At 73.6% G+C, this 23772-nt stretch carries 29 protein-coding genes and 1 tRNA gene; 15 read left to right on the top strand and 15 right to left on the bottom strand.

Annotated elements, in window-relative coordinates; genetic code table 11:
* Positions 1–23: 23 nt before the first annotated feature.
* Positions 24–692, bottom strand: coding sequence for a uridine kinase family protein (locus tag V6U79_RS12965; protein WP_334614794.1), 669 nt, complete (start codon positions 690–692; stop codon positions 24–26).
* A gap of 112 nt (positions 693–804) precedes the next feature.
* Here V6U79_RS12965 and V6U79_RS12960 point away from each other — a divergent pair, with 112 nt between their 5' ends.
* Entirely contained in the window at positions 805–1206 is a 402-nt protein-coding gene (locus V6U79_RS12960) for a rhodanese-like domain-containing protein (protein ID WP_334614822.1), read from the top strand.
* 388 nt (positions 1207–1594) lie between these two features.
* Here the strand turns inward: V6U79_RS12960 and V6U79_RS12955 are convergent, their stop codons facing one another.
* The 3 genes from V6U79_RS12955 to V6U79_RS12945 all read right to left on the bottom strand — a co-directional run bounded on the left by V6U79_RS12955 (position 1595) and on the right by V6U79_RS12945 (position 5087).
* Positions 1595–3142 (bottom strand): cobyric acid synthase, encoded by a 1548-nt coding sequence (locus tag V6U79_RS12955; protein ID WP_334525657.1) that lies wholly within the window; start codon positions 3140–3142, stop codon positions 1595–1597.
* Entirely contained in the window at positions 3139–4140 is a 1002-nt protein-coding gene (locus V6U79_RS12950; RefSeq protein ID WP_334614793.1) for a cobalamin biosynthesis protein, read from the bottom strand. The genes V6U79_RS12955 and V6U79_RS12950 overlap by 4 nt, the downstream gene beginning before the upstream one ends.
* Before the next feature lie 122 nt (positions 4141–4262).
* A complete protein-coding gene (locus V6U79_RS12945; RefSeq protein ID WP_334614792.1) occupies positions 4263–5087 on the bottom strand; it encodes a single-stranded DNA-binding protein in 825 nt (274 codons plus the stop codon).
* 358 nt (positions 5088–5445) lie between these two features.
* Here V6U79_RS12945 and V6U79_RS12940 point away from each other — a divergent pair, with 358 nt between their 5' ends.
* Both V6U79_RS12940 and V6U79_RS12935 read left to right on the top strand, forming a co-directional pair.
* A complete protein-coding gene (locus tag V6U79_RS12940) occupies positions 5446–5868 on the top strand; it encodes an HPF/RaiA family ribosome-associated protein (protein WP_334614791.1) in 423 nt (140 codons plus the stop codon).
* Positions 5869–5974: 106 nt separating this feature from the next.
* The gene (locus V6U79_RS12935; RefSeq protein ID WP_334614790.1) at positions 5975–7090 is read left to right on the top strand and encodes an alpha/beta hydrolase; all 1116 of its coding nucleotides are present in this window, start codon (positions 5975–5977) and stop codon (positions 7088–7090) included.
* Between the two features lie 9 nt (positions 7091–7099).
* Here the strand turns inward: V6U79_RS12935 and V6U79_RS12930 are convergent, their stop codons facing one another.
* Entirely contained in the window at positions 7100–7780 is a 681-nt protein-coding gene (locus V6U79_RS12930; protein WP_334614789.1) for a hypothetical protein, read from the bottom strand.
* Positions 7781–7941: 161 nt separating this feature from the next.
* Here V6U79_RS12930 and V6U79_RS12925 point away from each other — a divergent pair.
* A tRNA-Arg gene (locus V6U79_RS12925) sits at positions 7942–8014 on the top strand.
* A gap of 83 nt (positions 8015–8097) precedes the next feature.
* Here the strand turns inward: V6U79_RS12925 and V6U79_RS12920 are convergent.
* From V6U79_RS12920 to V6U79_RS12905, 4 genes are all read right to left on the bottom strand, one after another.
* Entirely contained in the window at positions 8098–8643 is a 546-nt protein-coding gene (locus V6U79_RS12920; RefSeq protein ID WP_334614788.1) for a site-specific integrase, read from the bottom strand.
* Between the two features lie 312 nt (positions 8644–8955).
* Entirely contained in the window at positions 8956–9318 is a 363-nt protein-coding gene (locus V6U79_RS12915) for a hypothetical protein (protein ID WP_334614787.1), read from the bottom strand.
* 201 nt (positions 9319–9519) lie between these two features.
* On the bottom strand, positions 9520–10080 hold the full coding sequence (locus V6U79_RS12910) for a hypothetical protein (protein WP_334614786.1): 561 nt from the start codon (positions 10078–10080) through the stop codon (positions 9520–9522).
* Positions 10081–10343: 263 nt separating this feature from the next.
* The gene (locus tag V6U79_RS12905; RefSeq protein WP_334614785.1) at positions 10344–10637 is read right to left on the bottom strand and encodes a hypothetical protein; all 294 of its coding nucleotides are present in this window, start codon (positions 10635–10637) and stop codon (positions 10344–10346) included.
* A 133-nt stretch (positions 10638–10770) separates the two neighbouring features.
* On the opposite strand from V6U79_RS12905, the gene V6U79_RS12900 reads away from it, so the two are divergent.
* From V6U79_RS12900 to V6U79_RS12890, 3 genes are all read left to right on the top strand, one after another.
* Entirely contained in the window at positions 10771–11298 is a 528-nt protein-coding gene (locus V6U79_RS12900) for a hypothetical protein (RefSeq protein WP_334614784.1), read from the top strand.
* Between the two features lie 150 nt (positions 11299–11448).
* Positions 11449–11697 carry a hypothetical protein gene (locus tag V6U79_RS12895; protein ID WP_334614783.1) on the top strand — a complete coding sequence of 83 codons (249 nt, stop codon included), beginning with the start codon at positions 11449–11451 and terminating at the stop codon, positions 11695–11697.
* Positions 11694–11942, top strand: a complete 249-nt coding sequence (locus V6U79_RS12890; RefSeq protein WP_334614782.1) for a hypothetical protein — start codon at positions 11694–11696, stop codon at positions 11940–11942. Before V6U79_RS12895 ends, V6U79_RS12890 begins: the two co-directional genes overlap by 4 nt.
* Positions 11943–11981: 39 nt before the next feature.
* Here the strand turns inward: V6U79_RS12890 and V6U79_RS12885 are convergent, their stop codons facing one another.
* Genes V6U79_RS12885 through V6U79_RS12875 form a run of 3 tightly spaced genes read right to left on the bottom strand, consistent with a single transcriptional unit; the run spans position 11982 to position 13314 of the window.
* Entirely contained in the window at positions 11982–12236 is a 255-nt protein-coding gene (locus V6U79_RS12885) for a hypothetical protein (RefSeq protein ID WP_334614781.1), read from the bottom strand.
* 17 nt (positions 12237–12253) lie between these two features.
* Positions 12254–12814, bottom strand: a complete 561-nt coding sequence (locus V6U79_RS12880; protein WP_334614780.1) for an SMI1/KNR4 family protein — start codon at positions 12812–12814, stop codon at positions 12254–12256.
* A 44-nt stretch (positions 12815–12858) separates the two neighbouring features.
* Positions 12859–13314: a hypothetical protein gene (locus tag V6U79_RS12875; protein WP_334614779.1), complete on the bottom strand. Its 456-nt coding sequence runs from the start codon at positions 13312–13314 to the stop codon at positions 12859–12861.
* A gap of 120 nt (positions 13315–13434) precedes the next feature.
* On the opposite strand from V6U79_RS12875, the gene V6U79_RS12870 reads away from it, so the two are divergent.
* The 6 genes from V6U79_RS12870 (at position 13435) to V6U79_RS12845 (ending at position 18835) form a co-directional block, all read left to right on the top strand.
* The gene (locus V6U79_RS12870) at positions 13435–14001 is read left to right on the top strand and encodes a DUF4240 domain-containing protein (protein WP_334525691.1); all 567 of its coding nucleotides are present in this window, start codon (positions 13435–13437) and stop codon (positions 13999–14001) included.
* 10 nt (positions 14002–14011) lie between these two features.
* Positions 14012–14854: an alpha/beta fold hydrolase gene (locus V6U79_RS12865; RefSeq protein WP_334614778.1), complete on the top strand. Its 843-nt coding sequence runs from the start codon at positions 14012–14014 to the stop codon at positions 14852–14854.
* Positions 14855–14978: 124 nt separating this feature from the next.
* The gene (locus V6U79_RS12860; RefSeq protein WP_334614777.1) at positions 14979–16154 is read left to right on the top strand and encodes a sensor histidine kinase; all 1176 of its coding nucleotides are present in this window, start codon (positions 14979–14981) and stop codon (positions 16152–16154) included.
* A complete protein-coding gene (locus V6U79_RS12855; RefSeq protein WP_334614776.1) occupies positions 16144–17334 on the top strand; it encodes a hypothetical protein in 1191 nt (396 codons plus the stop codon). The genes V6U79_RS12860 and V6U79_RS12855 overlap by 11 nt, the downstream gene beginning before the upstream one ends.
* Complete coding sequence (locus V6U79_RS12850; protein WP_334614775.1) at positions 17304–18020, top strand: response regulator transcription factor; 717 nt, start codon at positions 17304–17306, stop codon at positions 18018–18020. Before V6U79_RS12855 ends, V6U79_RS12850 begins: the two co-directional genes overlap by 31 nt.
* Before the next feature lie 74 nt (positions 18021–18094).
* The gene (locus V6U79_RS12845) at positions 18095–18835 is read left to right on the top strand and encodes a hypothetical protein (RefSeq protein WP_334614774.1); all 741 of its coding nucleotides are present in this window, start codon (positions 18095–18097) and stop codon (positions 18833–18835) included.
* A gap of 529 nt (positions 18836–19364) precedes the next feature.
* Here the strand turns inward: V6U79_RS12845 and V6U79_RS12840 are convergent.
* Complete coding sequence (locus V6U79_RS12840) at positions 19365–20114, bottom strand: lysophospholipid acyltransferase family protein (protein ID WP_334525708.1); 750 nt, start codon at positions 20112–20114, stop codon at positions 19365–19367.
* Between the two features lie 116 nt (positions 20115–20230).
* On the opposite strand from V6U79_RS12840, the gene V6U79_RS12835 reads away from it, so the two are divergent.
* On the top strand, positions 20231–20878 hold the full coding sequence (locus tag V6U79_RS12835; protein WP_334525710.1) for an alpha/beta hydrolase fold domain-containing protein: 648 nt from the start codon (positions 20231–20233) through the stop codon (positions 20876–20878).
* Between the two features lie 18 nt (positions 20879–20896).
* Positions 20897–21268 carry a VOC family protein gene (locus V6U79_RS12830; RefSeq protein ID WP_334525712.1) on the top strand — a complete coding sequence of 124 codons (372 nt, stop codon included), beginning with the start codon at positions 20897–20899 and terminating at the stop codon, positions 21266–21268.
* 28 nt (positions 21269–21296) lie between these two features.
* On the opposite strand, the gene V6U79_RS12825 is transcribed toward V6U79_RS12830, so the two are convergent.
* Together V6U79_RS12825 and V6U79_RS12820 are read right to left on the bottom strand one after the other, a co-directional pair.
* Positions 21297–23357, bottom strand: a complete 2061-nt coding sequence (locus tag V6U79_RS12825; RefSeq protein ID WP_334614773.1) for an amylo-alpha-1,6-glucosidase — start codon at positions 23355–23357, stop codon at positions 21297–21299.
* A complete protein-coding gene (locus V6U79_RS12820) occupies positions 23357–23728 on the bottom strand; it encodes an SCP2 sterol-binding domain-containing protein (protein ID WP_334525717.1) in 372 nt (123 codons plus the stop codon). Before V6U79_RS12820 ends, V6U79_RS12825 begins: the two co-directional genes overlap by 1 nt.
* Positions 23729–23772 lie beyond the last annotated feature (44 nt).

The raw sequence follows: 23772 nt of genomic DNA, 5'->3' as shown, positions 1-23772 counted from the left end.
ATGACCGGCATCGTATGCCGGCCTTACCCGGCCGTACCCGGCCAGGCCAGGGCACCGCTGGTGGCGCCACCTACCCGGTGGACGAAGTAGTGCCGGGCGTCGTGCGGCAGCGCGGGCGCGCCGTCGACCACCAGGTCGGCGTGGGCGGCGGTGTCGTCGGCGGCGAAGTGCTCCCGCTCCCCGGCGTGCCAGCGACGCAGCTCGGGCAGGATCGCGGGGCCGTCGCGCCGCAGCGCGCGGGACAGCCGCAGCCGCGCCGGGGCGGTCACGTAGACCGCGAGGCTCAGCTCCGGCCGGACCGCCGCCCGCGCCGCGCTCACCCCCTCCACCAGCAGCACCGGCGCCACCGGCACCGGCACCGCCCGGGGCAGGAAGGCACGCCGCACCCAGCTGTACCGGTGGTACGCCCCGGGCCGGCCGGCCCGCAGCGGCGCGAGCACGCACTCCTCCAGCCGGTGCCAGAAGGTGAACTGGTCGTCCCACCCGTCGAGCAGGTCGTCGGTGTGCACCACGGGCGGCGGCGCCCCGCCGGGCAGCGCGGCGAGGGCGTCCGCGAGGCGCGTCGCGAAGACGCTCTTGCCCGCGCCGCTCGGGCCGTCGACGGCCACCAGCCGGGTACGCCCCAACCGCGCCGGCCGGGCCAGCAGCCGCCGGGCCAGCCCGGCGTACGCCTCGACCACCGCCACCGTCACCCGACCGACGCTAGCGGGTGTCCCCCGTCAGCCTGGTTCCGGCGTCGCGGCGGCCGTTCCGGACGCGACCGCCCCCGGTGGGCGGCATGATCTGGACGTGCTGCATGACGTGATGAGCCCCGGCGTGGACGCCCTGCTCGAACAGGCCCGGGCCGGGCTGCGCCGGTTGAGTCCGCAGGAGACGGTGGAGGCGGTACGGGCCGGAGCGCTGCTGGTCGACATCCGCACCGAGCTCCAGCGCCGCGAGCAGGGCGACCTGCCCGGCGCGATCGTCATCGACCGGACGGTGCTGGAGTGGCGGCTGGACCCGGCCAGCGCCTGGCGCATCCCCGAGGCCACCGGGTACGACCGGGAGATCGTGGTGGTGTGCCGGCACGGCTACGCCTCCAGCCTGGCGGCGGCGAGCCTGCAGGCGTTGGGGCTGCGCAACGCGACCGACATGATCGGCGGGGTGCAGGCGTGGCGGGAGGCGGGATTGCCGTTCTCCGACGAGCCCGCCGACGTCCGCCCCTGACCGGCCTTTCGCCGCCCCGCCGCTCGCCGCCCGGCACGGCAGCCGCCCGGCCTTCCGTGCCGATACCCCACCGACGTTCCCGCCCGACCGGCCTCCCGGGTGCCGTCCGGCTCCCACCGACGACCGGACCCGAAGGCATGTACGGCTTCGAGCGTGATACCTCACAGGCATCTTGATACCTCTGAGGTATCACGCTCGCGGCGGCACTTCTCTCCGCACCGCGCGACCTGACCAACCCGGCAGCGACTCCTGCTCGTGGCGCATGTCGGGGCGTCCGCCGCGCGGATGCCCCGGCAGCCAGATGCGGCATTGCAAGGCAGTCGCGCCAGGCCCTCGCATGCCAGCCGCGTGAGCCGCAGGCGCGTCACCGGCCCGCGCCGGCCGTGGGTCAGCTCGTCGGTGGGGCGCCCGGCGGGATGAACGGCAGACCGGCGGGGGGTCCGTCCTCGATGAGCCGCCAGAGCGCCTCGGTGTCCAGGTGCTCCTCGACCAGGTCGCCGAGCAGGTCCAGGGAGTGCTCGCGGGCGGCGGCGAAGGCGGTGTCCGGGGCGACCCGGAAGCCGTGTCGCCCGGCCCGGGCGGCCACCTCGGTGAGGAAGCCGCGGCGGAACTCGTCGGACTCGAACGCGCCGTGCCAGTGGGTGCCGTGCACCGCGCCGAGCCGGGCCCCCTCGCCGGTGCCGTCGGCGTAGGTCAGCAGCGGGGACAGGTCGGGGTCGGCGGTCGAGACGTACCCGTGGTGGATCTCGTAGCCGCGGACCGGGACGCCGGTGGCGGCGGCGACGCCGACGGCCTGGCGCACGGTCTTGCGCGGGTCGAAGGTGATCTCGGTGGGGAGCAGGCCGAGCCCCGGGACGCTGCCCCGGCGGCTCTCCACCGGGTCGTGGATGGCCCGGCCGAGCATCTGGAAACCGCCGCAGATGCCGAGCAGCGGCTTGCCGGCGGCGGCGTGCGCGGTGACGGCGTCGGCGAGGCCGGTCTCCCGCAGCCAGGCCAGGTCGGCGACGGTGGACTTCGAGCCGGGCAGCACCACCAGGTCGGCGGCGGCCAGCTCGGCCGGCTCCACGGTGAGCCGGACCCGGACGCCGGGCTCGGTGGCGAGCGCCTCGACGTCGGTGGCGTTGCTGATCCGGGGCAGCCGGACCACCGCCACGTCCAGCCAGTCGGTGCCGTGCGGAGCGGCGGGCCGGCCGAGCACCCGCCCGTACGCGAGGGAGTCCTCGGCGTCGAGCCACAGGTCGAGGTGCCAGGGCAGCACCCCGTAGGTGGGGCGGCCGGTGACCCGGTGCAGCATGTCCAACCCGGGCCGGAGCAGCCCGAGGTCACCCCGGAACTTGTTGATCACGAAACCGGCGACCAACGCCTGGTCGGCGGGGTCGAGCAGGGCGACCGTGCCGAACATCGAGGCGAACACCCCGCCCCGGTCGATGTCGCCGACCACGATGGTGGGCAGCCCGGCGTGCCGGGCCAGCCCCATGTTCACGTAGTCCCCGGCCCGGAGGTTGATCTCGGCGGGGCTGCCGGCGCCCTCGCAGATCACCACCTCGTACTCCTCGCGCAGCTCGGCCAGGGCCGCGTACGCGGTCTCGGCGAGCTTCGGCCGCAGCTCGCGGAAGTTGCCGGCGGTGACGGTGTCCACCGCCTCACCGAGCAGCACCACCTGGCTGGCCAGGTCGCTGCCCGGCTTGAGCAGGACCGGGTTGAACCGCAGATCCGGGTCGAGCCCGCAGGCGGCGGCCTGCATGGCCTGGGCCCGGCCGATCTCGCCGCCCCGGCCGTCGGGGCCGACCACCACGGCGGAGTTGTTGGACATGTTCTGCGCCTTGAACGGCGCCACCTTGACGCCCCGGCGGTGCAGCCAGCGGCAGATGCCCGCGGTGAGCACGCTCTTGCCGGCGTCGGAGGTGGTCCCGGCGACGAGCAGCCCGCCGCTCACCGGACCCACCCCCGTCCGGCGCGCAGGGCGCGGCGGCCGACGGCGGAGACCAGCCGGCCGGCGGTCAGCGGCCAGGCCGCGGTGAGACCGAGGGCGGCGAGGCCGACGGCGCCGGAGATGCGGGCGGCCCGCTTCAGGTGCCGCGCCTCCGGGCGCGGCCCGTCGCCGAGGAAGGGGCGCACCTCCGAACGGCCGAAGTACCGGTTGCGCCCACCGAGCCGGACCCCCAGGGCGCCGGCCATCGCCGCCTCGCACTGGCCGGCGTTGGGGCTGGGGTGGTCGTCGCGGTCCCGGCGCCAGACCCGCCAGGCGCGGGACCGGTCGCCGTGGGCGACCGGGGCGACGGCGATGGTGAGCAGGCCGGTCAACCGGGCCGGCGCCAGGTTGAGCACGTCGTCGAGGCGGGCGGCCGGGGTGCCGAACCGGGCGTAGCGCGGCGAGCGGTGGCCGACCATCGCGTCCAGGGTGTTCGCCGCCCGGTAGCCGAGCAGTCCGGGCAGCCCGGCCAGCGCGCCCCAGACCAGCGGCGCGACCACGGCGTCGGAGGTGTTCTCGGCCACCGACTCGACGGTCGCCCGGGCCAGCTCCGACTCGTCGAGCGTGGACGGGTCCCGCCCGCAGAGGTGGCCCAGCCGCCCGCGGGCCGCCGGCAGGTCACCGGCGCGCAGGGCCGAGCCCATCACGCCGGCCTCGTGCCGCAGCGTGCGCCCGCCGAGCACCGTCCAGGTGCCGGCCGCCATCAGCGCGGCCCGGGCCACCGGGTGGCGGCGGGTCGCCAGGGTCGCGGCGACGCCGAGCAGCACCGGCGTCCCGACCGCGACGGCGGTGAAGAGGGTGCCGGCCGCCCGGTCGGGCCGGTAGACCCGGCGCTCCAGGGCGCCGGCGGTCCGACCGAAACCGGCCACCGGGTGCCACCGGCGCGGGTCGCCGAAGACGCTGTCCAGGGCGAACCCCGCCACCAGCCCTGCCGCGTTCGCCACGGCGGTCGCCTGCCGCACCGCTCACCACCTCCGGCCGGCCAGCCTAGCCGTACGGCGGGGCGGCACGTCACCGTCGCCGCCCCGCCCCCCGTCCGTACGCCCCGGAAACCGGACGCCCACGCCCCGCTGCGGCGCGGCCGTCAGGCCGGCACGGGCACCCGGCCCCGCCCCCGCCGGCCCCGGCCGGACGACGGGCCGGCGGCCTCCTCCGGCGTCGGGTCCAGCTCGCCGACCGCACCCGTCGCCGCGCCGTCCCCCGTCCCCTCGTCGTCCGCGGCGAGCGGGTCGAGCTCGTCGTCGACCCCGGGGCCGGGGTCGTCGGCCTCGGCCCCGAGCTCGTCGTCGGCGTCGGCGTCGGCGTCGGCGTCGGCGTCGGCGTCGGCGCCACGGTCGAAGGAGTCGGTCACCGGCGCGAAGCCGGTCTCGTCGGCGAGCTCGCGGCCGGCGCGCGGTGCGCCGAAGCCGGCCAGCTCGAACTCCTCGTCGAACGGCCGGTCGTCCGGCGAGGTGGGGGCCTGCTCGTGGGGCACCGGTTCGGTCGGCTCGCCGTGCACCCGGGTGGCCGCCTCACCGTCCTCGACGGTGCTCGTCGTCAGGCCGGGCCGGTTGCGCAGGAAGCGGGCGCGGCCCCGGGACAGGTCGTGGCCGACCGCGACCGCCTCCAACTCGTAGAGGGTGCGGTGGTTGCCCGCGTCGTCGGTCCAGTCGCGGGTGTAGAGCCGCCCCGCCACCACCACCGGGTCGCCGACCATCACCGAGGCGGCCACCCCCTCGGCCAGCTTGCGCCAGCAGTTGACCCGGACCCGCAGGCTGTTGCCGTCGACCCAGCGACCGCTGTCCCGGTCGAGCCGACGGGCCGTCGAGGCGACCTTGAAGTTGGCCACCAGGGTGTTGCTCTGGGTGGTGCGGCGCCACTCCGGTGCCGTCAGCACGTTGCCGACGACGGTGACGTAGGTGTCGAACATGGTCCCCTCCCGGGGGTCTGGAGAAAGCCTGCCGTGGCGAGTCGACTCGGGCCGAGCCTGGCCGGAGGCGTCCCCTCGGCGCGACCGGGCGGCGCCGGACTGTGGACGACGGGACCGGCTGTGGACAGAGACCTGATCACGGTCCCGGTGTGCTAGGGCCGGCCGGCCCCAGGTCGCCATCCGCGGCTCCACCAGGATCGGGACGGGGCCGGTCGGAGTGAGGTCGACCCCGACTGGGTATGTAGTTGATCAACCGAGCCAGACCACGGCACGACGTCCGACGAGAAAGGCCAGCGATGATGATTCGGATCCCGCTTCGTACGATCGGCCCCGTCCGCACCGAGCGGGAGGTGCGGCGATGAGCGCGGTGGCGAACCCGGCGACCGTGGCCGAGTGCCTGCGGATGGGCGCGGGCTTCTCCCAGGGCGACCGGAACTGGATCGTCGAGCAGTTCGCCACCCTGGACGCGCGGCTGGCCGCCTTCCACGCCGACGCCACCGAGCTGGAGGTGTCGGTCAAGGACCGGGAGGCGCGGGGGCAGAAGGTCACCCTGGAGTGCTGGATCGCCGGGCGGCAGAAGATCGTCACCACCTCCAGCGAGGAGGATCTGCGGGCGGCGCTCAACGATGCCCGCGACGACCTGCGCCGGCGGCTCAACGACGCCAAGACCAAGCAGGAGCCGCGGCACAACAAGCACCTCCGCGAGCTGGGCCAGCCCGGGCCCGGACAGGTGGCGGACGCCGACGGCGACGCCGACCGGGTGGACGCCGAGACGGTCTGAGAAGACGATCGTCCGCTCCCGTCCGTGCGGTGCGCCCGGGCGGGGCGGACGGCTGGGCGCCGCCGGGGGCTACCGCCGGGTAGCTCGCGGGCGTACCGTCGCGGTCGTGGAACAGGACGTGCTGGGGCCGCCGTACGAGCGGCAGACGATCGACCTGGGCACCGACGACGAGGGGCCGGTGGTCGCCACCCTGGTCCGCCGCCGCGCCGACCGACCCACCGGGCGGGCCGTGCTCTACGTGCACGGCTTCGTCGACTACTTCTTCCAGACCCACCTGGCCGACTTCTTCGCCGAGCGCGGCTGGGACTTCTACGCGCTCGACCTGCGCAAGTACGGGCGCAGCCTGCTGCCGCACCAGACCCCGAACTTCTGCCGCGACCTGAGCGACTACTTCCCGGAGCTGGACGCCGCCGCGCAGATCATCCGCCAGGACGACGGGCACGACACCCTGCTCGTCATGGGCCACTCCACCGGCGGCCTGATCACCTCGCTCTGGGCCGACGCCCGACGCGACGCCGGCCTGGTCGACGGGCTCTTCCTCAACAGCCCCTTCTTCGACCTCAACGCGCCCTGGGCGGTCCGTCGACCCCTCGCGGCCGCCGTCTCCCGGCTGGGCCGCCGCGCGCCGCACCGGGTCCTCCCCTTCGGCCTGGGCACCGTGTACGGCGAGAGCCTGCACGCCGACCACCGCGGCGAGTGGACGTACGACCTGGCGTGGAAGCCGCTCGCCGGGTTCCCCGTCCGGGCCGGCTGGGTCAACGCCATCCGCACCGCCCAGCGCCGGCTGCGCGCCGGCCTCGACATCCGGGTGCCGGTGCTGCTGGCCTGCTCGACCCGGAGCTTCCGGGGCACCAAGTGGCACGACTCGGCGGCGCTCGCCGACGCCGTGCTCGACGTGGACCACATGGTCCGCTGGGCGCCCCGGCTCGGCCACCACGTCACCCTGGCCCGCTTCGACGGCGGCAAGCACGACCTGACGCTCTCCGGCCCCGCCGTACGGGAGAAGGTCTTCGCCGAGGTCGGCCGGTGGGCCGAGGCGTTCCTCGGGGCCGGCCCGACGTCCGCTGACCCCACCCCGACGGCCACGACCGGCCCGGCCCCGACGGAGGCCGGCCCCGGCACGACGGACGGCGACGCGGCGGCCAGGACGACCGTGGCGCCTGCCGGCCGGACCTCCAGCGAGGACGACGACCGGGCGGGGGCGCTCCCGCAGGGCGGCTGACCGCAGGGCTCAGCGCGCGGGCGGCGGCTCCGCGACGATCCGGTCGAGGGTGGCGAGCGGGTGGCCGCCCTCACCGGGCAGCACCAGGCCCAGGCAGCGCAGCCCGACCTGCCCCGCCTCGTCGGCCCGTACCCCGAAGACCGGCGCACCGACGTAGCCGGCGGGGAGCGCGTCGGTGAGCCGCAGGCCGCCGTCGTCCGTGCGGACCGCCCGCCCGACCGCCACCTCCAACGGCCGCGACCCGTCCTCGCCGACCCCGACCGCCAGCACGAAGGCGCTGACCGGTTCCGCGCCGAGCCCGGCGACCTCGTCCGCCCGGACCGCCACCGCCTCCGGCACCGGCTGGGTACGCCACCGCCAGCCGTGCTCGTCGGCGTAGGTGTGCAGGCCGGCGGTCGGCATGGCCGCCGCCCCGACGTCGGGGTGGTGCGCCCACCGCGCGGGGAAATCGGCCAGCACCACCGCGTCGGCGGCCACCCCGGCCGGCTCGGTGACGCTCGCCCGCAGCCCGATCTCGCCCACCTCGGCCATGGTGAGCACGTCGGCCGTCAGCAGGTACTCCCCCGCCTCACCTTCGAGGAAGAACGCCGTGCCCGCCGCGTCGGCCGGGCCGATCGGCAGGATCGCGCGCCCCAGGAGCTGGCACAGCTCGTAGGCGACCTCGTTCTCGGCATCCGGTTCCAGCAGCACGAACCCGAGGGTACGGGCCGGACTGGCGCCCCCGTTCCGCAGAACCCGGGTGACCACCGGCGGGGTGGCGTGTCACGCTGATCATCGACGCCCGGAACGGCCACCCGTTCCCCCGCTCACCCGGGGGACGGCGGTAGTCTCTTGGCGCGACAGCCACGCGCGCGCCCGTAGCTCAGCGGATAGAGCAGGGGACTTCTAATCCCAAGGCCGCAGGTTCGAATCCTGCCGGGCGCACCTATCTCACCGCAGGTCAGCGGCTTGGCGCGCCCGGCCCCGTCGATCACCATGACTCCCGTACAGCCATTCGTACAGCCAAGTCACCCGAAGAGGTGCTTCGCGGCCTCGTCCACGGCGGCCCGCTCGATCTCCGGGAGGACGTGGGCGTAGGTGTTCATGGTCAGCCCGATCTGGCTATGACCGAGCACCTTCATCACCGTCCGGGGCGAGGCACCGGAGACGAGCAGGAACGTCGCGCAGGCGTGCCGCAGGTCGTGCAGCCGCAGCCAGGCGAGGCCGGCCGCCGCCCGGATCTTGTGCCACGTCCGGTCGATGTGGTTGGGGTCCATCGGCGTTCCGACCTTGAACGCGAAGACCAGGCCGTGATCCTGCCACCGCTCCCCCGCCGCCAACCGGTCCGCGGCTTGCTGCCGACGGTGCGCGCGGAACAGGACGAGGGTCTGCGCCGGCACCGGAACAATCCGCCGGGACCGCTCCGTCTTGGGCGCCACGATCTGCAACCGGCCCTCGGCACGCTGGACGGTTTGCCGAACAGTCAGGGTGCCGGCATCGAAGTCGACGTCCGACCAGGCGAGCCCGAGCAGTTCCCCACGACGGAGCCCGACCGTCAGGGCACAGACGTACAAGGCTTCCAGGCGGTGCCCCCGCAACACATCAAGGCGGCCCGCAAGCGGGCCGCGCCGGCCCGGCCCCGGCCTGCTGGCGACCTCCGGCCGGCATCGGCCGGGCCGGCCGGCCACACTGACGGACGACAAGACCTTGAAGAAGACCTCGGGGCGCTGCCCCGAACCCCGGCCCTCCTCAGGGATCGGCCGGGGGCGGATCACCTCGCCGGGCACCACAAGGGCTACCAGCCTCCCCGGACGGGGAGGCTGGACGGTCTGGCGACTGCCCGACGAGGAGATCCGCCGCGCTGGCTTCCTGGCCGTATCGCTAAGTCAGCAGTCTTCGCACGGCAAATGCGTCGACCGGTCGCAGACCCCGTCCAGCCACAGCACCACACGGAAGCGTCCGGTATCCGCCAGTTCCTGGAACAGCCTCCTGCCTACCTCCGGCTCCGAGCCCTTCTCAGTGGCTATGTCACACCAGAAGGGGTGACTGAGGTGCGGCTCCTCGTCATGCGGGTGGAAGCGGAGCCAAGCGCGGAAATCCTTCCCATCACCAAGTACGCACTTGGGGTCGCCGACCCATTCCAGTTCTTCGAGGCCGAGCACCCCTGCGACCTCTCGCGCGAACCGCGCCAGCGAGGGCGGATCGCCCGGTTCACTGAGACCAACAAGCAAATTCACGTCGCTGCTCACGCGCCGGGACAATACAGCCGCCCGTTTCGTAGAGCCATCGATAAGCCAAGCCGGTACAGGCCCGTCATGGGCCATCCGTGGGCCAGTAACCGTGGTTCCCCCGAGCGGGCACGAGACGCCACCCTGCCGCCGGCCAGGCGCAGGCGTTTCGGGCATCACGACCAGTTGAGCACGCTCTTCCAAACTGAGGGTGCGAGCTCGCTAAGCCTCGTGCCATGGTGGCTCGCGCCAAGGCTCGACTGCTGAACCAGTTGCGAGGGTGAGGACGAAGTCCGGCACAGCGCGCCGCTCGCCGTCCGGGTCTTCAAGCTGGACGATCTCACACCGGTACATCCCGTTGCGCAGTTCGAAGACCAGGTCCTGGAGGTGCGGTTCGGGCAGGTGCACATCGTTGAACTGCGCGGCCATCGTCAAAGACTCGTAATTCGTCAGGTGGAGCTGCCCGGCCGTCACCTGAATCGACCCGATCGTTTGCCGAAACCCCGCTGGTGGCGCGAGTCCGTCGACTATCACGTCCACAGTCCAAAGGTCTTCCCGTCCCGCGCCCCACAGCAGCAGAGATCGCTCCGCCATAGCGGCACGGAAGTGAGCCAACAGCGTGTCGTACGTCCAGTCGGCACCGACGAACCCCTGGTACGCGTGGTGGTCGACCAGAGCAAGAAAGCCAGAGTCGTCGGTCGCCTCGAACCTGCGGCGTAAGTGCATGTGATCCCCCGGTCGCCTAATCCCGGGCATGGTCCCGAAGTGCTGGCTCTGGGTCAAGCAGGGGATCTTGGCTGTACAGCCATCCGTACAGCCAAGACCATCCACCGACACCGACGCTGCCCGACAACGATGGACGGGCTGACCAGGCGGGCCTTCAAGCGACCAGCCATCCGCGATCTTCTTCTAATCCCAAGGCCGCAGGTTCGAATATTGCCGGGCAAACCATGCTCAAACAGCGAAAACGCTGATTGGCGTTGACCCATCGACACCGGTTGCCCCCACCCGGAAGCAACCCGTCACCCGGTCAGCCTGCGCGGCGGCTAGCCCGGGGTGATGCCGTGGGCGCGGAGGATCTGGCGCACTCGCTCGCGGGTGTAGCCGGTTACCCGCACGATGTCGATCTGGCGCATCCCGTCGCGGGCGGCTTCCACAATGGCGTCCGCGAGCCGGTCACGGGCCTCAGTGACCTTCTCCCGATCCTGGGCTGCACGCTGGGCGGAGGCAGCAGCGGTCGCCTGCGCCATGTGAAACGCGCGCACAGCATCCGCTAGTCGGTTGGCCACACGCCAGATGATCTCACCCGCCAAGTTGTGGACCAGAACCGCGATCATCATTTGGCCTATGAGTCCGTGTGACCGCTTGCACATGTAGGCCAACTAAGATTTGCTAATTTGGCCCGCATCAGGCGGCCCTCGGCCAGCGCTCACGACGCTGACCGAGGGCCTTGATCGCCCCGGGAGGCGACCCTTGAGCACCCTACCCACCCTGCCCAGCTGCGGAGAACCTGCGACAGTCCGCATCGAGCTCTACACCGCCGACTCGCTCGACGCCTGCGCCTACACCTGCACCGCGCACCTCACCCACGCGACCGCCGTGAGCGTTCGGGCCGGGCTGGACACCCAACCGATCGGCATGGCGCCCGGAACCAACCGGCCCTGCGGTTACCTGCACGTGTTCTCGACCGGGACCCTTGCTGACCGGCTCGGGCCGGATCACCCGCGCTGGTGCGACCGACACGACTGCCAGCACCGGGGCCAGCATCGCTCCCGCTCCCGCCACGTGGACACCGACCGGCCGGAACCGTTCATCGTGGACGTGGCTCTTGTGCAAGCCCTGCACCCGGCCGCCGAGCCGATGGTGAACCTGACCAGCGTGGCGGGCATCGCCGCGGGCAGCCTCGTTTTGTCGGTCGCGCAGGCGCGGGTATTGCGGTACCGGCTGGCCCATCTGCTCGAGGTCGCCAGGGCAACCCGCAACGACGGGCGCTGGACGTAGGGCGCAGGCCCGGCCCTTACCGCGCTCCGGGCCGCCTGCCTTGCCGGCGGGCGGCCTGGTGGCCAACCAGGAGGCCGGCTTGTCGCTACCGGCCCAGCGGGTCACCTCCGCTGCGTGCGGCCTGGGGCACGCTCTCGGTATGTTGTCGCCGTGGAGGCAGTCTTCGTGCTCCGTCAGGTCATCGCCGGGATCGCTCATGTGGCAGAGGTTGCCGTCGAAGCCGAGCCGGCCGATGAGGACCAGATCCTGGTGTCTCCCCGTGCGTTCGGCTGGTTGCGGGACCGGTACGGACCGGACGCCGTGCTGGACAGACCGATCAACCAGCAGCTCGCCGCCGAGGCGTTGGAGGGCGCACCTACGCGCTCGCCCACATACCGGGCCGCCACGCCAGCCGAGTGACCCTGACGATGATCGTGGACACGCCGGTCGACACGTGCGACGGCGACGTCAAGCTCGCCTCTGCTCAGGCGGTGGCGGCGGCACTGGGTGGTCAGCTCGAACCGGCTCCCTACCTCGATGCCCACGGCGCGGTCTTTCCGGCTCGGCCCGCGACGAAGCTCGGCAAAGCCGGTACCGCGCGGCTGTCCGTACCGCCCGGGTCCCCGGCAGGCGCCGACGGTGCCCAACCAGGACACACCGACTGACCCCCCGCCCCTCCGCGGAGACACCCCTGCGGCTCCGCGCTACGACGCTCCATCCAGACCCAGCGCACCCGGCAGACCGCGGACGAAGTCAGCGCGTTCCGGCTCCGCTGCCGCAACCCGCTCCAACAGGTCACGGAACTCCTGACGGTCGTCGGACGTCATCTCGCCGAGCAGGTGTGCGATCTCTTCCAGCGTGTTCAGGGCGACGCGCTCCGCGTCCCGGCCCGACTCGACGGACTCGACCAACGTGACCATTGCTGTCACGAGCGCCCGGGCAAGTTGGTCGACCAGCACCGGCCTCGCTGCGCGCGTCACTCGGCGTCGAACCATGGCTTGTGGGCGGCCCAGTGCCGGACCCATCCGACGAACCCGGATTCGGCGGTGGTGTAACCGAACTCGGCGCCGAAGGGGGTGGCGCCCTCACCGCAGATGTTCCAGATGTGTCCGCGATGCGGGCCCGTGACGATGAGGTGCCAGTACATGCCGCACCCGTCGGTGCCCAGCACGATCGACCCGTCGTTGAAGACCGGCTCGATCAGCGGGCCGATCTCCTCCAGCGGCCTCGGGTCGTCCTCCCAGAGCCAGCTGGCGGTCAGCGGGAAGGGGCGACTCAGGATCCGCTCCGGCCGGTCGTCACCCCAGTCGTCGGGCAGTTCGGCCAGCCCGACGAGCCCGTACTCCGGCGGCCCCGAGTACGACCCGTCGGTGATCTCCGCGACGAACGTCCGGTAGGGCTCGGGCAGGACGACGCCGTGTTCCGCCTCGAAGGCGCGCACGGCCTCCCACCCCAGCGCCGACTCACCACCGTCGTCCACCTGCAAGGCCGCGCGGAGCGCGGCGAGGTCCGCGGGGTCGGCGTGATTGGTTCTCATGGCACCCATGGATACCAGCCCCCACCGTCGCAGATCGCCCCGCGTCAGCCGACGTGCAACAGCAGCACTTCGTCGTCCCGCAGTCGGGAGATGGTGTCGTGCAGCAGCTTCAGGCCGTCCAAGCCGGCCCTGCCGCTCTCCTCGAAGCCGTTTCCCAGCTCCTCGAAGTGGGCGGACAGCTCCTCCTCGCGGTGCCCGGCCGGATCGAGCCGGTCCAGGAACCTCCGGTGCGCCGACGTGATCAGCACGGTCAGGTCATCCACCTCGTTGAGGGCGATTGCTTCGGCGGCGAACTCCGACTCCTCCAGGTCCACGCCCCGTTCCTCCAGGTAGTCCAGCAGATCCACCAGGCAGAAGCCGGACCAGTCGTACCGCGCACCCGGATCGCGGCCGTGCTCGCTCAGGTACGCGCGGAGCGCCGACGCCGACTCCCGAGCCAGCCGCGCCATCTCCGGAACCCTGCTCCGGTCGACCACGGTGAACGACGCGATCGCGGACACCGGCCCCCTTCCACGTCCCCTGACTGAATCGGCACCCACGGCCGGGGCCGCGCGCTCATGGACCACCCGCCGGCACTCGGCGGCCCGGCGATGTCGGACCCGCCGGTTACCGTACGCGGCGTGACCGAGACGGTTGAGCAGACACCGAAGTGGCCGACGGCGGCGGACGAGGCCCGGTTCTGGGCGCTGATCGAGACGGCCTGGGAGCGGCTGGGCCCGGAGCCGGCGGCGCTGCGCCGCGCGCTGCTCACCCGTGACCCGGAGGACGACGAGGGTGCCGGCCACCCGATCGACGCCTGGCTCGACCGGTTCCTCGGCGCCCTGCGCGACCTTTCCGCGGAGCTGTCCAGCTGGGAGCTGACCGACCTCGACCGGGTGCTCGAACGCAAGCTGCACGACATCGACCGGGCCGACATCCACGACGTGACCGACGGCTCCGACGACGGCTTCCTCTACGCCCGCGGCTGGATCGTCGCCCTCGGCCGGGACTACTACGAGGCGGTCCGCGCCGACCCGGCGATGGCGGTGCTCGACATCGACTGCGAGGAGATGTGCTACTTCTTCGGCCACCTGCACCAGGAGCGCTTCGGGGAATGGCCGGAGACCGGTTCGGGCATCTCCCGCGAGTCCGTCAGCAACCCGGCCGGCTGGCCGGAGGAGCTGATCCCCGCCGGTGGCCGGTCCTAGGGTCAGCGGCATGGTGACCGAGACCGATCTCGTGCTGCCCGACGGGCACCGGCTGCACGTCTACGACACCGGGCCCGGTGACGGCGACCGGCTCGCCGTCTTCTGGCACCACGGCACGCCGAACGTCGGCGCTCCGCCCGCCCCGCTCTTCGCCGCCGCCGACCGGCTCGGCATCCGCTGGGTGTCGTACGACCGGCCCGGTTACGGCGGGTCGACCCGCCGGCCGGGCCGGGACGTGGCCTCGGCGGCCGAGCTCACCGCCCGGGTCGCCGACGCCCTCGGCATCGGACGGTTCGCCACCATGGGCCACTCCGGCGGCGGGCCGCACGCGCTGGCCTGCGGCGCGCTGCTGCCCGAGCGGGTGCTCGGCGTGGTGAGCGGGGCCGGCCTGGCGCCGTACGACGCCCCGGGGTTCGACTGGTTCGCCGGCATGGCCGCCTCCGGGGTGGCGTCGCTGCGGGCCGCCGCCGAGGGCCGCGAGGCCAAGGAACGGTACGAGACGTCCGGCGTCGAGTACGACCCGGAGTTCAGCCCCGCCGACCTGGCCGCGCTGCAGGGCCCATGGTCCTGGTTCGACAGTGTCGTCGGGCCGGCGGTGCGCGGTGGCCCGGGCGGGCTGGTCGACGACGACATCGCCTACGTCACCCCGTGGGGCTTCGACCCGGCGAAGGTGACCGCGCCGCTCCTGCTCCTGCACGGTGCGCGGGACCGGGTGGTACCCGCCGACCACGGCCGGTGGCTGGCCCGTACCTGCCCGTCGGCGGAGCTGCGGCTGAGCCCGGAGGACGGCCACATCTCCGTCCTGGCCGGCGGCGAGGCGGCGTTGGAGTGGCTACGGCGGCAGGCCGGCTGAGCGATCCGTCCGGCGACGCGCCGTGCACGGACGGTGATCAACGACGGCGTTTCGTGTTATTCTCCTGCGTCGATGCACCGCCGTGCGGACCCGGACGGGTCGCTGCCCGAAGGACGCCTCCCCGATGTCGGCCGTATCCGCTCCGACCCTGCCGCCGTCGCTGGACCGACCGGCCGGCGGCGCATTTCAGCTGATCTTCACCACTCTCCCGGCGCTGCTGCGGCTCACCTGCGGGCTGGTCGGCGCGGTGGTCGCCCTGGCCGTGCGTACCCCGCCGGTGGACACCGCGCTGCTCTGTGGCGTCGTGGCGGTGCTGACCGCCTGGTCGGTCCACTACGCCGGCCGGGCGCTGCGGGTCGGCATCGGTCCGGCACTGGTCGCCGTCGACGTGGCGCTCACCACCGCGACCTGCCTGCTCATCCCCCGCCTGGTCGCGCCGGAGGTGCTGCCCGGGGAGGGAAGCTGGGTGGCGGTGCTGGCCAGCACCACGGTCATCAACGCGCAGGCCACCGCCCCGGCCCGCTGGTCGGTGCCGGCGGGGCTGCTGGTGACCGCCGGCTACGCGGCCGGCGCCGGGGCCGCCGGCAACCCCACCGAGGCGACCGCGCACGCGGCGACCCTGCTGGCGCAGACCGGCCTGGCGGCGATGCTGACGGCGGTGATGCGCCGGTGGATCGGCCGCGCCGACCGGGCCTTCGCCGACTACCAGCGGCTGCGCCGGGACGCGCTGGTGGCCCGGGCCGCCCGGCAGGCGGAGCGGGAGCAGAACCGGGACCTGCACGACACCCTCCTGTCCACGCTCACCATGGTCGGGCTGGGCGCGGTGCCGGCCGGGTCGGCGCTGCTGCGGGCGCGGGCCGCCGCGGACCTGCGTACCCTCGTCGACCTGGCGGGCACCCGGTCCGCGCCGACGGGCGGCCCGGTGGCGGTGGACGAGCGGTTGCGGGCGGTGCTCGCCGACCGGCCCGAGCCGCCGGTGCGGGCCGAGCTGACGCCGTGCGAGGCGCCCCCGGAGGTCGCCGCCGCGCTCGCCGACGCCACCGCCGCCGCGCTGGCCAACGTGGCCCGGCACGCGCCCGGCTCGACCGCGACGGTGCGCCTGTCCGCAGACGCCCGCGCCGTCGTGGTCGAGGTGGTCGACGACGGTCCCGGCTTCGACCCGGCCGCCGTCCCGGCCCACCGGTACGGGCTGCGCGAGTCGGTACGCGGTCGGATGAGCGAGGTGGGCGGGCGCGCCGAGGTGACATCCGCCCCTGGTGCGGGCACCCGGATCCGGCTGGGCTGGCCGCATGTCGGCTGACCTCGAGGCGGCCGCACCGGCCGTCGTACCCCCGGTCGGGGTGGCGGCCCCGGCGGTCGGGGCCGAGGGCGGCGCGGGGGTGGACGTGGCCCGGGCCTCGGACCGGGGTGCCCGGATCGCCGCGGTGGCCATCGCGCTGGTCTGGCACGCGGTGATCGGCCTCCCGGCGGTCCTGGGCGCCCGGTCGGAACTGGCCGCGCCGGTCGTGGTCGGCACCGGCTGGCTGACCGTCGCCGTGACCGGCGGGTACGCCGGTGCCCGGCTGCTGCGCGGCCACGCGGCGCCGGTCGGGCCGCTGCTGGCGGTGCTGCTGGCGGTGGACGTGGCGGTCTTCGCCGCCGCCGGGCAGGCGCACCTCTTCACCGCGGCCAACTGGGGCTGGGGCACGCTCGGCTGGTTCTTCGTGGTGGTGCTCTGGGGGCGGCGGGTCCACTGGTTGCTCGCCCTGCTCGCCGGGCACGCGCTGATCGCCCTGGGCGCGCTGCTCGGGTACGGCGCGACCGCCCCCGCGGACCTGGCCCGCTACGCGATGTACGTCTACGGCACCGCGTCGTTGCAGGTGGCGGTCTTCACCGGCGCGGCGGTGATCGCCACGCTCGCCCGGGGCCGGGCCGGCACCGCCGCGGCAGCCCTCGCCGTCGCCGCCGAACGGGACGCCGCCGAGCGGGCGCGGCGGGACCGGCGGGAGCGGCTCGCCCTGGTCGGCGGCGCCGCCGGGGAGGTGCTGGCCGAGTTGGCCGACGGGCGGGCCGACCCGGCCGACCCGCGGGTGCAGCGCCGCTGCGTGCTCGCCGCCGCCCGGCTGCGCCGGCTGATCGCCGAGTCCGACGACGTGCCCGACCCGCTGCTGCACGAGCTGCGGGCCGCCGCGGACCTGGCGGAGCGGAACGGCCTGCCGATCGAACTGGTGGCCATCGGCACCCCGCCGCCGCTGCCGGTGCAGGTCCGCCGGCGACTGGTCGACCCGCCCACCGCCGCCCTCGCCGAGGCGACCGGCTGGGCGCGGTTGACCGTGGTCGCCGGCCCGGACGAGGTGGCGGTCAGCCTGGTCACGGCCGCGGTGGACGGCCCGCCCGCGACCGGGCCGCCCGGTCCCGCCGACGACGACGGCCGGGTGGAACACGTGCACGAACGGGACGGGGAGATCGGATGGACGCAGACCCGGTGGCGGAGGACGTGAGCGGGGGCCGCCCGATCGGCGTGTCGATCGTGGACGACCACCCGGTGGTCATCGACGGGGTGCGGGCCTGGCTCGCCACGGAGCCCCGGCTGCGCGTCCTGGCCACCGGGGACGACCCGGACCAGGTGCTGCGGGCCGCCCCCGAGGCCGATGTGATCCTGCTGGACCTGCGCCTGCACGGGCGGATGGTGATCGACAAGCTGGCCGAGCTGAGCGCCGCCGGGCGGCGGGTGGTGGTCTACTCGGAGCACACCGACCCGGCGACGATGCTCGCCGCGCTGGACGCCGGGGCGGCGGCGTTCCTGGCCAAGCACGAGGGACGGGAGCACTGCGTGGCGACCGTGCTCGCCGCGGCGAGCGACCTCCCGTACGTGCCGCCGGCGCTGGCCGGGGCGATGGTGGGCGACCCGCGGCCGGACCGGCCGGCGCTGTCGGACCAGGAGCGCGAAGCGCTGCTGCTGTGGTTCCAGTCGATGTCGAAGGCGTCGGTGGCCCGCCGGATGCGGATCAGCGAGCACACCGTCAAGCAGTACGTCGACCGGGCGCGGATCAAGTACACCCGGGCAGGGCGGCCAGCGGCCACCAAGGCCGCGCTGCTGGCCCGGGCGATCGAGGACGGGCTCGTCCGACCGGAGGAGATCGGCATCTACCGGTCGCAGGCGGCCGCCGACCGGCCGACCCCCTAACGGGTGTCATGACAGCCCGGGCGGGCTCGGGAAGGCTTGCGGGCAGCAGACCAACTGCCCCGGGAGGTCGTGACGTGCCCGAGGACGCGTCCCCGTTCTTCATCGCACCGCACCGGTTCGACGCACCGGACGACGGGCTCCAGCCCGTGCTGGACCGGCGCTACGAGCTGGTGCCGGAGCCCGGTGAGCGGGTGCTGCGCCGGTTCCGCGCCCCGGTGGCGGGCTGCCTGCTCGGTCCCACCACCTCCCGCCGCGAGTGGGTGTTGCCGGGCCCGGCGACGGTGACGGTCACCGACCGCCGGTTGGCCTACGTCTGCACCGGTGCCGAACTCTCCGTGGTCTCCGGGCGGGACGGCCGGAGCGGCGCCCGGCACCGGCGCGGCGTCCGGCTGTCCCGCCTGGTCAGCGGCCAGGTCCGCTGGCAGTGGCCGTCCCGGCTCGAGCTGTCGCCGGCCGCCACCGGGGCCACGCGGGACGGGTTCGCGGCGGAGGAGCCCGGCGCGGAACTGCTGGTGGTCTGCGACGCGCTGCGGACGATCCAGCAGCCCGCGCTCGCCCTGGGTGGCCCGCTCCGCACGGTGGCGGAGCTGGCCGCGCTGATCCGGCGATCGGTGGCCGGCTACCGGCTCACCCACTCCGAGGTGGTGGAGCTCTCCCCGCCGGAGCGGGACGAGCTGGCCCGCCGGGCCGCGGCCGTACCGCTGGCCGGGGCGACCCGGGTGACGCTGCCGGGCTCGCTGCCGGTGGAGTTCCTCTCCCGCGAGGACTACTACCGCATGCCCACGACGCCGACGCGGGACGCGGTGGGGGGCTGACCCCGGGCGCGCGCAGCCGGCGCGGCACCCGGGCGCCGGTGCGGCCCGACCGCCGGACGGCGGCTTCGGTGGGCCGGGCCCGACCAGGTGCTCGGCGGACCAGTGTCGGATCCTTTGGAGCTGATGACGTAAACGAGTCACCGGGCCGCTCGGACCGGCCGAAAGCGTGCTGCACTCGAGCGCGCTACCTGCACCTGACAGGTATCGCGCTCAGCAGAACCGGCTTCGGACGACGGTCACGCTCCGACACCGCCACCCGCGACGCCGCGCTCCGGGCAGGCCGCCGGGCCGGACCGCGACCGGGGCCGCCCCGAGCCACAGTCCGCTCAGCGCCACGCTCCCGGCGGACCGCTGATGCGGATACGTCATCAGGTCCAAAGCGTCCGGATGAGGTCCGCGACCCGGCAGCGGTCACGAGTTCCGGACGCCGCGTGGGCCGAGCGGAGCGTCAGACCACCCGGGGGGACGGACGAGCTCCGCCGTCAGGCGACGGGGTCGGCGCGCGGGCGGTCAGATCCCGGTCTGACGGTCAGGAGGCGGAGGTGCGCCGGGCGCGCCGGTCCAGTTCCAGGGCCTCCTCGAGGGTGGGCGCGGTGCCACCGAGGTGGGCCGGCTGCCACCAGGCGTCCTCGGGACCGGCCGGCTTGTCGGGATACTCCTGCTGGGCCCGGTCGACCAGAGCGGTGAGCCGCTTCTTCAGATCGACCGTCATGGTGTTGGCGTCCGGATACCCGGACGGGTCCATCGGGTCGCCGATCAGGATGGTGATCGGGGTGTGCCGACGGGTCAGGGTCTTCGGCCGACCCTTGGTCCACAGTCGCTGGGTGCCCCAGATCGCCACCGGCAGCAACGGCACGCCGGCCTCCTGGGCCATCCGGGCGGCCCCGCTCTTGAGCTCCTTGACGGTGAGCGAGCGGCTGATCGTCGCCTCCGGGAAGACGCCGATCACCTCGCCACGGCGCAGCGCGCCCACCGCCGAGCTGTACGAGCCGGCACCCGCGCGCCGGTCCACCGGGATGTGCCGCATCCCCCGCATCAGCGGCCCGGAGATCTTGTGCGCGAAGACCTCGTGCTTGGCCATGAACCGGACGAGCCGGCGGGACTCCTGCGCGCCGTACCCGCAGAAGATGAAGTCGAGGTAGCTGACGTGGTTGCTGGCCAGCACCGCCCCACCGGAGCGCGGGACGTGGTGGGTGCCCTCGATGGTCAGGCGCAGGTCGAGGACCCGGAACATGGTCTTGGCGGCGGCGATCACGGGCGGGTACACGAGTTCCGGCATCCGGCAACTTTACCCCGCGTAGGTTACGCAACCGTAGGGGCGACCGGCGTCGATCGACCTTCTGCCCGTGGCAGAGCGGGCTCGCGTACCCGGCGGGCGGGGGCGAGCATGACGGGATGACCGCGCGAGGCGTACTGCTCTGGATCCACGGCGGCGGATGGCGGGGTCGATCCGAGGAGGACGGTGCCGCGCTCACCCGCCTCGGACTGCGCGTGCTGCCGGCCACCCACCGCTTCTCCCACCAGGCCCACTGGCCGGCCCAGCTCGACGACGTACGGGAGGCGGCGCGCGCGGCCCGGGACAGCGCGGCCGGGCTGCCGCTGCTGGTCGCCGGCGACTCGAGCGGCGGCATGCTGGCCCTGCACCTGGCGCTGCGCGGCGTCGAACAGCCGGGCGACGTGGCGGCCGGGCTGGCGTACTGGCCGGTGAGCGACCCGCTGGAGGAGCAGTGGCGTCGCCGGCGCGCCGGCGACGACCCGTGGGCCGACCTGCTCGGCCACCGCCCTGCGGCGGGCGATCCGGCCACCGTCGACTCGACCGTGGCCAACCACCTCGGCAGCGGCACGCCCGTGCTGCTGGTGCACGGCGGGGCGGACACCGCCGTGCCGGTCGGCCAGTCCGTGGCGCTCGCCGGCGCGCTGCTCGCCGCCGGGCACCCCACCCACGCCTGGCTCACCCACGGCGGCCACGCCCTCCCGCTGGACCGACCGGACGTCCTGGCGGTCACCGCGGCGTTCCTCGACACCGTCCTGACGACGGGGTGACGGTACTACCGTCAGGGCATGCCCGAGCTGCACGCGATCGTGATCCACTGCCGTGACCCGTACCTGCTGGCCCCGTTCTGGAGTCTGGCCGCGGGGCTGCCGGTGGCGCCGGAGGACGAGCGGAAGCTCGCCGACCGATCGCTCGCCCCGGACGAGGCGGTGCTGCTGCGCGACCCGCACCGGCACCGGCCGGACCTGTGGATCGCCCCGGTCACCGCGACCGGCGAGCAGCCCGGGCCCGGCCGGATCCACCTCGACCTGGTCGGCGACGCCGAGGAACGGGCCGCGGTGCTGGAGGCCGGCGCGACGGTGGTCCGGGAACTGCCCGGCTGGACGGTCTGCGCCGACCCGGAGGGCAACGAGTTCTGCCTGCTTCCCCACCACCCGTGAGGGTCGCGGGGAAGCAGGCGACGTGAGCTCAATCGCCGAGGTTCTGCAGGTCCAGCCGCCCCCGGGCGAAGGCGTCGACCCGACCCCAGCGCCCCGGGATGTCCAGCACCTCGATGCGCCCCATGCCCATCGGCAGCATCGGGTCGACCGCCAGGTGCCCCTCGTGCGGCTCCAGTCCGAGCATGGTCCGCAGCAGCAGCAGCGGGGTGCCCGTCGACCAGGCCTGCGGGCTGCACGCCGTCGGGTACTCCACCGGGAACTTGGTCAGCTCGCGCCGGTAGCCGCCGAAGGCCTCCGGCAGCCGCCCCTGGAAGAAGGTCGCCGCGTCGAGGATGCCGTTGGCGATCGTGGCGGCGTGCTCGGCGAAGCCGTACCGGCGCAGACCCCAGGCGATGAAGGAGTTGTCGAAGGGCCAGATCGTGCCGTTGTGGTAGCCGATCGGGTTGTACCGGACCTCCCCCTCGGCGAGGGTGCGTACGCCCCAGCCGGAGAAGAGCCGGGGACCGACCAGATGGTCGGCGATCCTCTCCGCCCGGTCGTCGTCGACGATGCCGCTCCAGAGCAGATGCCCGATGTTGGAGCTGAGCGTTCCGCACTGCCGGCCGTCCGGGTCCAGGGCGAGGGCGTAGTACTCGCCGTCCTCGACCCAGAAGTCCCGGTTGAACCGCTCCTTCAGCTGCGCCGCCTCGCGCTCCAACTGGTCGGCGTAGCCGGGGTCGCCCCAGAACTCCCGGGCCAGCCGGGCGGCGCGCACCTTCGCGTCGTACGCGTAGCCCTGCACCTCGCAGGTGGCCCGCGGGAACGGCGGCAGGGTGCCGTCCCGGTACGAGATCGAGTCCCAGGAGTCCTTCCAGCACTGGTTCTCCAGGCCGGTGTCGCTGTTGCGCCGCTCGTACCAGATGTAGCCGTTGCCGGCCAGGTCGGCGTAGTCGTCGATCCACCTGAGCGCGGCGCGGCACTCCCGCTCCAACTCCTTGACCAGGGCGACGTCCCCGCTCCACTTCTCGTACTCGTCGAGCAGGACCACGAAGAGCGGGGTGGCGTCCACCGAGCCGTAGTACGGCGAGTGTGGTTGCTCCTCGAAAGCGGCCGTCTCGCCGTAGCGCATCTCGTGCAGGATCCGGCCCGGATCCTCGTCCCGGAAGTCGTCGAACCGGGTGCCCTGCAACGCGGCCAGGATCCGCAGCGTGGTCTTGGAGAGGTCGGGCACGAAGGGGAGCACCTGGAGGCAGGTCAGGATGCTGTCCCGGCCGAACATGGTCATGAACCAGGGCAGGCCGGCCGCGGGCAGGGCCTGGCCGCCGAGCGACAGTGGCGAGAAGCGCAGCGCCGCGAGGTCGATCAGGCTGCGCTTGTAGGTGGACGCCAACTGTTCGTGCTCGGTGTTCACCTTGGGCGCCCTGGCGATCCACTCCTCCAGGTCGTGCTGGAGGGCGAGCCGTTCGGTGCCGTGCGCCCGCAGCCCCATCCGCAGGTCGCGTCCGCCCGGGCCGACCGCGTGGGTCTGCACGTCGATCTCGGTGTCCCACTGGCCGTTGGGCTCCAGGTGCACGGTGTACGTGAAACCGTTCTTGTCGTACCGGGCCGGGCCGGCCGAAGAGATCACCGTCTCCCGCCGGAAGTTGCCCCGCCGGTAGCCCAGCCGCAGCCGGTCGGGCTCGACCTCGGTGTAGATCTCGCCCTTCTTGTTGACGATCTCGTCCTTGACCTGGAACAGGTCGGCGAAGTCGGAGCCGGCGTCCATCCGGATCTCCAGGTCCACCGCCTTCTCGTCGTGGTTGAGGATGGTCAGCGTCTCCCGGAAGCTGCCGCCCACCGCGCGTTCCCGGATGACCGAGAGCTTGGCGTCGATGTAGTGGGTGGCCATCCCCGGCACCAGGAAGAACCGCGCCTCGTAGTACTGCAGGTCGTCGTAGGAGAGGGCGTTGAGCCGCTCGCCGTTGACGGTCAGCACCCAGTGGGAGAGGAACCGGGTGTCGATGGAGAAGAGGCCGGTCGGCTCGCTCGGCGTCGACTCGATGTCCCCGGTGTCCTGCGAGACGACGAAGGTGTTGCCGTCGAGGATCCGGATGGTGTCACTCGCCCCCATCAGTGCACCTCCCTGCGGTAGTGCCGACGCGGCCCCTGGGTGTCCGGTGGGCTGGGGAAGATCCGTTCCACCTGGACCACCAGCCGGGGGTCGCCGGTCACCGTCATGTCCCCCCGCAGCAGCGCGGCCAGGCCGTGCTCCCGGCCGGTGGCGAGGTCCTCGAAGAGCTTCGGACTGGTCTGGATGACGCTGTCCGCCTCCTGGTCCTCCTGGCTGACGTGGAGCCGTCCCCGGTCGATCCGGAGCAGCCAGTGAGTGGTCTGCGCGCCCTCGTGCAGGTCGAAACGCAGGGTCCCGGAGGTCTTCTCCAGCAGCGGCTCGTACCCCCGTCCGTCGAGGTCCTCGAAGAACTTCGTGGTCGCATCCACCATCCGGTCCTCTCCCCCGTCGATCAGCGCATGTACGACGTACGTGA

The organism is Micromonospora psammae, from assembly GCF_036902725.1.
In the GTDB taxonomy this organism is placed as follows: domain Bacteria; phylum Actinomycetota; class Actinomycetes; order Mycobacteriales; family Micromonosporaceae; genus Micromonospora.
This window is presented reverse-complemented; position numbering and strand designations above follow the sequence as displayed.